At 61.6% G+C, this 7,372-nt stretch carries 6 protein-coding genes, 1 tRNA gene, 1 other RNA gene and 2 pseudogenes; 4 read left to right on the plus strand and 6 right to left on the minus strand.

Translation table 11 applies throughout. The annotated features are described in order from the left end of the window. The 5 genes and pseudogenes from JCM19049_RS06015 to JCM19049_RS06030 form a co-directional block, all read right to left on the minus strand. Nucleotides 1–1,104, minus strand: a pseudogene (locus tag JCM19049_RS06015) (DNA polymerase III subunit gamma and tau); the annotation flags it as partial. A gap of 3 nt (nt 1,105–1,107) precedes the next feature. Continuing rightward, nucleotides 1,108–2,027: pseudogene (gene gluQRS, locus JCM19049_RS06020) on the minus strand (tRNA glutamyl-Q(34) synthetase GluQRS). Nucleotides 2,028–2,054: 27 nt separating this feature from the next. After that, an RNA gene (gene ffs / locus JCM19049_RS18920) (signal recognition particle sRNA small type) lies at nt 2,055–2,151 on the minus strand. An 84-nt stretch (nt 2,152–2,235) separates the two neighbouring features. Beyond that, a complete protein-coding gene (locus JCM19049_RS06025; RefSeq protein WP_054821124.1) occupies nt 2,236–3,054 on the minus strand; it encodes an HNH endonuclease signature motif containing protein in 819 nt (272 codons plus the stop codon). Next, nucleotides 3,051–3,623, minus strand: coding sequence for a hypothetical protein (locus tag JCM19049_RS06030; RefSeq protein WP_279402569.1), 573 nt, complete (start codon nt 3,621–3,623; stop codon nt 3,051–3,053). Before JCM19049_RS06030 ends, JCM19049_RS06025 begins: the two co-directional genes overlap by 4 nt. Before the next feature lie 320 nt (nt 3,624–3,943). Here JCM19049_RS06030 and JCM19049_RS06035 point away from each other — a divergent pair. The 3 genes from JCM19049_RS06035 to JCM19049_RS06045 all read left to right on the plus strand — a co-directional run bounded on the left by JCM19049_RS06035 (nt 3,944) and on the right by JCM19049_RS06045 (nt 5,457). Next, nucleotides 3,944–4,031 (plus strand) — tRNA-Ser (locus tag JCM19049_RS06035). A gap of 95 nt (nt 4,032–4,126) precedes the next feature. Next, nucleotides 4,127–4,522: a VOC family protein gene (locus JCM19049_RS06040; protein ID WP_054821126.1), complete on the plus strand. Its 396-nt coding sequence runs from the start codon at nt 4,127–4,129 to the stop codon at nt 4,520–4,522. A 182-nt stretch (nt 4,523–4,704) separates the two neighbouring features. After that, entirely contained in the window at nt 4,705–5,457 is a 753-nt protein-coding gene (locus JCM19049_RS06045) for a response regulator transcription factor (protein ID WP_138174435.1), read from the plus strand. A gap of 268 nt (nt 5,458–5,725) precedes the next feature. Here the strand turns inward: JCM19049_RS06045 and JCM19049_RS06050 are convergent, their stop codons facing one another. After that, a complete protein-coding gene (locus JCM19049_RS06050) occupies nt 5,726–6,766 on the minus strand; it encodes an isopenicillin N synthase family oxygenase (RefSeq protein ID WP_054821129.1) in 1,041 nt (346 codons plus the stop codon). Nucleotides 6,767–7,020: 254 nt separating this feature from the next. Between JCM19049_RS06050 and JCM19049_RS06055 the strand changes: the two genes are divergently transcribed. Continuing rightward, nucleotides 7,021–7,320, plus strand: a complete 300-nt coding sequence (locus JCM19049_RS06055) for a type II toxin-antitoxin system VapB family antitoxin (protein WP_054821128.1) — start codon at nt 7,021–7,023, stop codon at nt 7,318–7,320. Nucleotides 7,321–7,372: the final 52 nt, after the last annotated feature.

The raw sequence follows: 7,372 nt of genomic DNA on the forward strand, positions 1-7,372 counted from the left end.
GCCGAAGGCAGCAGCAAGCGCGCGGCCAGCAGCTCCAGGTGCAGGCGCGGTGAGGTGGCCCCGGTCATGTCGGTCAGGGCCTGGTTGGTTACATCGGCCCAACGGCTCAGCTCGGCCTGTCCGAACAGGGTGGATTGATCGGCCAGGCTCTGCAACTGGTCGCCGGGCATGCCGCGAAGGATCTTTTCCAGCCCCTCAGGCACCGCCTTGGCGATGATCAGGTCACGGAAACGCTCCAACAGGTCCTCGACGAAGCGGCGCGGATCCAGGCCGGTCTGCACGATCCGGTCGATCGCGTCGAACAGGCTGGCCCCGTCGGCCTCATGCAGCGCCAGGGACACCTCATCCAGCAACGTGGCGTGCGTGTAGCCCAGCAGGCGACCGCGGTTTCGTAGTCGACCCCGGCCTCCGAGGCCCCGGCCATCAGCTGGTCCAGTACGGAGAGGGTGTCACGCACCGATCCTCCGCCGGCGCGGATCACCAGCGGCAGCACGCCCTCGGCCACCTGGACGTTCTCACGTTCGCAGAGGGTCTGCAGGTACTGCAGCAGGGCCTCGGGAGGAACCAGGCGGAACGGGTAGTGGTGGGTACGCGAGCGAATCGTGCCGATGACCTTGTCCGGTTCGGTGGTCGCGAAGATGAACTTGATGTGGGCCGGCGGCTCTTCAACGATTTTCAGCAGGGCGTTGAATCCTGCCGGGGTAACCATATGGGCCTCATCGATGATGAAGACCTTGTACCGGTCGCGGGTCGGGGCAAAAGTTGCACGTTCGCGAAGGTCGCGGGCGTCTTCGACGCCGCCGTGGCTGGCCGCGTCGATCTCGATGACGTCAAGGGAGCCCGGGCCGCCGCTGGCCAGTTCAATGCAGCTGTCGCATTTGCCGCACGGGGTCGGCGTCGGGCCTTCGGCACAGTTCAGGCAGCGTGCCAGGATGCGGGCGCTGGTGGTCTTGCCGCAGCCGCGGGGCCCGGAAAAGAGGTAGGCGTGATTGACCCGGTTCTTCGACAGGGCAGTCATCAGGGGGTGGTCACGTGCTCTTGCCCGATAACGTCGGCGAAGGTGTCGGGACGATATCTACGGTAAAGCGCTGTACTCACACCGATACCCTATCTGTTCTTCGATGCATCAGGCATCAGCTGGTGAACAATTTCATCTGGCCGTACCACCCAAGGCTCCCGGGGCAGCCGGGCCGGGTCAAAGGCCCGCAACGCGGCGTCGAGCGAGCTGGTAGCAGGCCCAATGACTCTAGCAAGATCCCGCGCACTTGGTCGGCATCAATGCCTTTCTCGAAAAGGTCTTCGAGGGTCACTGACCCGTCGCGTTTGGCCAGCCGTTGCCCCTTGTCGTTGACCGCCAACGGCACATGGGCATATTCGGGGACGGGCAGTGACAGCAGCGACGCCAAATAGGCCTGCCGGGGTGCCGAAGAGAGCAGGTCGTCCCCGCGCACGACCTGGTCGATGCCGAAGTGCCCGTCATCAACCACCACGGCGAGGTTGTACGAGGGTGCGCCGTCGTTGCGTAACAGCACAAAGTCGTCGACCAGTCCGCGGTATTCGCCAGCCAATTCGTCATGGACGGTGAAGGAGGCGGTTTCGGCGCGGAGCCGCAAAGCGGCAGGCCGAACCTTGGCTCGCTCGGCCCGCTGCCCGTCCGTCAGGTTTCGACAGGTGCCCGGGTAGGCGCCGGGAGCGGCGTGCGGCGCGGACGCAGCTTCGGCGATGTCCTTGCGTGAGCAGAAGCATTCGTAAACCATTCCGCGTTCAGCCAGAGACGCGATGATCTGCTGATAGGTGTCCAGCCGCTCGTGCTGGCGGACCAGGGGGCCATCAAAATCCAAGCCCAGCGCCGCCAATTCCTTGAGTTGCATTTCTTCGGCGCCGGAACGCACACGGTCCAGGTCTTCAATGCGCAAGAGGAACTGCCGCGAAGTTGAGCGGGCAAATAGCCAAGCCAGAATCGCAGTGCGTAAATTGCCAAGGTGAAGCGGCCCCGAAGGACTTGGGGCGTAACGACCAGCGCCCACCTAGACTCCATTCACGCATCGTGGAAAAGTAAAGACCCCTCATGCACCTGCCAGAGCCCATCTACCCTTGCTACCTTCCGGTCCTGGGGGAGTTCAACAGGATGACACCACACGAGGGGTCACCAAAAATACTACCGGAGACGTGCCCGTGGATGAAATCGAGGAGACGTGCCCTTGCTCTCAACGAGGGTGTCAAGATCCTTGCCGCTTACCCGGCATTCTGTTGGGGAGGGTCACGCCAGCCCAGAACCCGGAGCACTTCATCGTTCACCTCAACTGTGGGCAACATGGGATTTGTCGCCATCTCGGGTTCGAACGATTGGGCGCTGCGGATGCTGCCCGGCAGGTGAGTTTGAATCATCCCGTTGGGGGTGCGCCATTCAACCGAGCCATCCGGGCGGTATGTGGATTGCCACCCGAGCGCATGCTTGAACATCTGGTGCCGCTTGCACAGCAGTCTCGTGTTCCGCCGTGTCGTTCCGCCGCCCTTCGCCCAGTCATCGATGTGGTCGATTTCGCTGGCATCGGGCAACCGACGACATCCGGGGAAGCAACAGTGCTCGTCCCGCCAGCGAAGGAATTCCCTTAGCACGTTGGGTGGCCGGTAGCGGTCTCGACCAATGTCGATTACCGCTCCGGTCCAGGGGTCGGTTAGCACCGGAATCAACGAAGGCGCGTTCTTGGCCAGCTGCAGCGCCACTCCCAGTGGGACCGGCCCGTAGCCTTCTAGTTCCGCTACCGTCCGTTGTGGGTTTGCAAGCATCTCCAGGGCCGGGATGGTGATTGCAATACGAGCCTTGACGTCGGCTCCCTTGCGCTCCGGCCAGCCATCCAACAACACATCCCGGAAGATGTCCGCGCGAATCTGCGCGTCGCCGCGATCGTCGTCCGGGTCGCGGTGTCCCGCGATGTGCCAGTTCAGCGTATTCATGATCGCGAGTGCGTCCTGGGCTTCCAGGGTGATCAGAATCTTGGCCATCCCGCCATCTTCGTTCCAGCAAATGACGCCGCGTTCGGCCTGCTTCACCTTGTGGCGTTCCTCCGGCTTTGTGGATGAAGGCGTCCGCGCATCTTCTGCGCCTGTTTCTTGACGGTGTGGTCGGGGCTGGTGCGGGCAATGGGCAGCAGCACCTCTTCCAGATGGTGGGCTTCCTCCGGTTCAAGATCCTGCGAGTTTTTCACGATTTCCACCGCGCTCTTGGTGGTGATGCTTCCTTGGCTGAGCTCGCTGAGCGTCCTTGGGCACAAATGGCGCAGGCCTTCTGCGGTGATCAGTTTGCCTCGCACTACCCGCTCGGGTTCGCGCATGGCGATGGAAACTTCACTGACCAGCGAAGAGCGGATGATGTCCGGGTTTCGAGGGTCGACTCCGTAGTACTCAGCGCTGCGTTCCTGGAGTGCGTCCTGGAAGAGGACCTGTTGCTCAGCGTTCTGTTCCGCCTCCCGATTGGCCAGTTCCAAGGCATCAGCCAGCAGGAGCGCTTCCGCGCTATCCAGTTGTGAGCGAATTCTGGCGATTTGCTCAAGCTGGGTCAGGGCCTGCTTTGCAGTGGTGGCAACACCGAGCGCCGACAGTGTGGTGACGTTATCTGCCAACGAGCTGAAGACAACTTCCCGTTCCACCTGCGCGGACCAGTCTCCATCTGATCCACAAAACTCACGATGACCAGATGGGAGGATGTGCAAACGGTGAGGATCACCGTCGTTATGAAATACATCTCTTTTTCCCATGTATTCATTGTCTCGTGGCACCCCGACACTTTGATCTCGCGGTCTGCGCGATGGGGATAAGCGTCCGGAATCCCCGAACTTCCGGGGATCTTGAGCGACTGGGATACTTTTGAGGGTGGCCCGGAACCCGATTCGTGAATCAGGAAAAATTTCGATATGCTGGAGCCTGCTCTACAGAGCGCTATGGAGGATTCGCCTAGCGGCCTATGGCGCACGCCTGGAACGCGTGTTGGGTTCACGCCCTCGGGGGTTCAAATCCCCCATCCTCCGCCAGATGGATGTCCCGGTGGACCGTAACTTCGGTTCACCGGGACATTATCATTTAAGCCCTGGGATCCTGCGGACTTGATCCCTGAGGGGAGCCGAGAATGACTAGTTGGATCACCGAGATCGGAATCGACTGTCATCAACCCGAAGCCTTGGCGGATTTCTGGTGTGCCGCACTGGGCTTTGCCGTTATCGAACGCACCGCCGAATTCGTGTCCATAGGTTCGCCCGCACTACGTGGTGAAGGTGGGCTTATGAGGAGTGCGGGTGAGGGGTCCGGGACCCCGATCCTGACCTTTGCTCGAGTTCCCGAGGGCAAGGGCGTCAAGAACCGGCTGCACCTGGACCTCACCCCGCATGGTGTTTCCCAGGAGGAGGAAGTGCGGCGTCTAATTATCCTTGGGGCCCGTCCCATCGACATTGGTCAGGGCATTCAAGAATGGGTGGTCATGGCCGACCCCGAGGGCAATGAATTCTGCGTCCTTTCTGATCGATAGGCCCGCCGCGTCGACGGTTGTGGGTGTGGCGTCGTTGTTCCTGGATTGCATTGGATTTGCGGCTTCCCAGGTAATCTGCGCTCTTTACCCGTCATCTCTTTCCCCGTCAGCCGCATGTTCTGCTGTAGTATCTGCTGTACTTGGGAAAAATTGGATCGTTCATCGATGTTTGGGGCATAGATATGGTGAATGAGAAGCGCAGAGTTGTGCTTATTTGTGGAGACGCGGCGGCGGGACCAGATTTTGATTTGGTGCTGCATAACGCCGGGTTCTCTGTTGACCGTGCGGACTCGGGCCGCTTAGGGGTGCAGCAGGTTGAGAGGGCCGAAACGGACATTGTCCTGGTCTTCCCCGGGCTGCCGGATATCGACATGAATGAAACCATTCAGCGAATCCGCCCGATAACCAAAGCGCACATCATTGCGATGTTGCCCAGCGACGACGAGATAGAAGTCGTGCTGGCGCTGGAGGCCGGGGCCGATCAATACATGGCCGGAACCGGACGCATGCGGGAGCTTCGCGCCCGGATCAACGCGATCATGCGGCAACGCGAGCGAATGCGGCAGCTGCTGAACGGAATCGATCCAGACGGCGGCGAGGAATTGCGCCACCGGGATCTGATTCTGAACACCAGCACGTGGGATGTGACGATTGACGGAACCTCCATTCCGGTCACCGCCACGGAGTTCTCGCTGCTGCACATGTTGCTGATGAATCCGGGGCGTGTGCGCAGCAAGCAGGAGATGGTGCGCCATCTCAATGGCTACGAGAACGGCGGAGACAGCTACATTTCCTCCGCCGATCAACGCAGCATCGAGGTGCATATCGCAAACCTGCGCCGCAAGCTGGGTGACTCGGCGCGCGAACCAAAATGGATTGAGACCGTTCGCGGCGTTGGCTACCGAATGATTACGGAACAGAAACTAGCGGTCTGACAGGCGCATTCAGATGAATTGATGAAATCTTTAGATGAACCTATCAGTAGTTTGAGTCACACGGGTAAGAATGGGGGCACGGTGTATACCGGGAGTGCTTCTCAGATGACGGCCTGACTGGTAATTGGGGGACCAGTTGACGTCATGAACACTCGCACTGTTAACAGCAGACGGTTGGCAAGAACTTCAGGTTCCTGCCAACGTCTGCTGTTTACAGCACCGTAAGGCTCCCGCGCTCGCGGCGTCCGTTGCGCCCGGCCTTGCGAACTTAAGCGCTGGCCTTGCTCTGCACCAGTTCTGGGTAGTGGATTGCCGCGGTCTGTGGGTGGGCGCGCAGCCAACCCTTGAGCACATTGGCGCCGTAGGAGGCCAGCATCGGGTTCTGCGGATCATCGGAGACACCCCGGGCTTCGGCTGCCAGTTCGGCTGGCAGCTGGACCTTGTCGATCACCGCGTCCAGGCGCGGGGAGTAGAAGAAGGGCACCGAGTAGCGGTCCACGCCCGCCGGCGGGGCGATCACCCGGTGAATGGTGGCCATCAGGTAGCCGTCGGTCGCCACCTCGAGCATCTCACCCAGGTTCACCACCAGCGCGCCGGGAGTGGGTGGCACTTCAATCCACTCTTCCTGCCCGTACGGCTGCACCTGCAGCCCGCCCACGCTGTCCTGCAGCAGCAGGGTGATGAAGCCGTAGTCGGCGTGCAGCCCCACGCCCTGGTTGCCGGCGTCCGGGACCACGTCACCGGAGACGTAGTGCACCAGCTTGCCCATCCAGGCCGGGGTGTTGGCAAACGGCTCATCAAAGTGGTCCTCATCCAGCCCCAGGCCCACGGCCAGCGCCGAAAGCAGCTCATGTCCGGTCTGGTGCATCAGCTCGGCCCACGCCATCGCGCGTTCCTCCAGCTGTGGGAAATCCTGGGGGAACTGGTTCGGGCCCTGCAGATTCAGGTAGGGGGCGTCCGCGGGAACGGCGTCGAGGGCAGGGCGCTGTGGGCCGTAGTCGATCTGTTCGCGCGCATCGGCCCGTCCCCGGGTGATCTCGGTGCCCATCCGGGTGTAGCCGCGGAACTGGGCGCTGTTGCGGTTATCCAGCTTCAGCTTCTGCTCCACCGGCTTGGCGAAGAACTCGGCGATGGTTTCCAGCAGCTGCTGGTCCTGGTTCTCGGTCTTGGCGTAGCCGACGATCTGGAAGAAGCCGACGCGGTGCGCCGCGTCGCGCAGCTTCTGGACGAACTGCTGATTGAAGGAGCCGTCGGCGTTGCGGGCGGTGGAGATATCGAGCACTGGGATCTCGGTGACTGCGTTGTTCATGCCCACAATGTTGCACCCGCCGCGGCGATTGTTACCAGCGTAGGTTACGCACGGTTCCGGCAGGTTAATGAATGCGTCGAAATCCTTGTTTTCTGCGTGATTACTGGGGCATACTGCCCGACGACGGCACGCGGGGGCGCTGTGTAGAGGACAACGAGCCGCTCCGCCGGGGACATGGTAACCCACGCGGGGGCGGCTGGCCGCATCCGTTGCGTTGCGGGTCTGGGCCGACAGCGGTTTTCTATGCTGGAGGGGTGATTTTTAAAGCAGTAGGAGAGCAGCGCCCCTATCCAGAGCATCAGATGCGCAGCACCCGGGACTGGAGCGCGATTCCCCCGCAGCAGGTGCGCCTGGAGGAGCTGACCACCACAAAGCGGACCCTGGACCTGGAAGCCCTGTTGGCCGAGGACTCGACGTTCTTCGGGGATCTGTTCCCGCACGTGGTGCGCTGGCAGGGCAACCTGTATCTGGAGGACGGGCTGCACCGCGCCGTGCGCACCGCCTTGCACCACCGTTCGATAATGCACGCCAGGGTGTTGAACCTGGACGAGTAGCCGGTAAGCTACAGGTCACACAGGGCATCGACGCCGCCCCGGCCAGGCCGGC

This window comes from Arthrobacter sp. JCM 19049 (assembly GCF_001310435.1).

Coding starts and splice junctions, on each gene's coding strand:
- JCM19049_RS06040 (WP_054821126.1), top strand. CDS start 4,127: ATGACTAGTTGGATCACCGAGATCGGAATCGACTGTCATCAACCCGAA.
- JCM19049_RS06045 (WP_138174435.1), top strand. CDS start 4,705: ATGGTGAATGAGAAGCGCAGAGTTGTGCTTATTTGTGGAGACGCGGCG.
- JCM19049_RS06050 (WP_054821129.1), bottom strand. CDS start 6,766: ATGAACAACGCAGTCACCGAGATCCCAGTGCTCGATATCTCCACCGCC.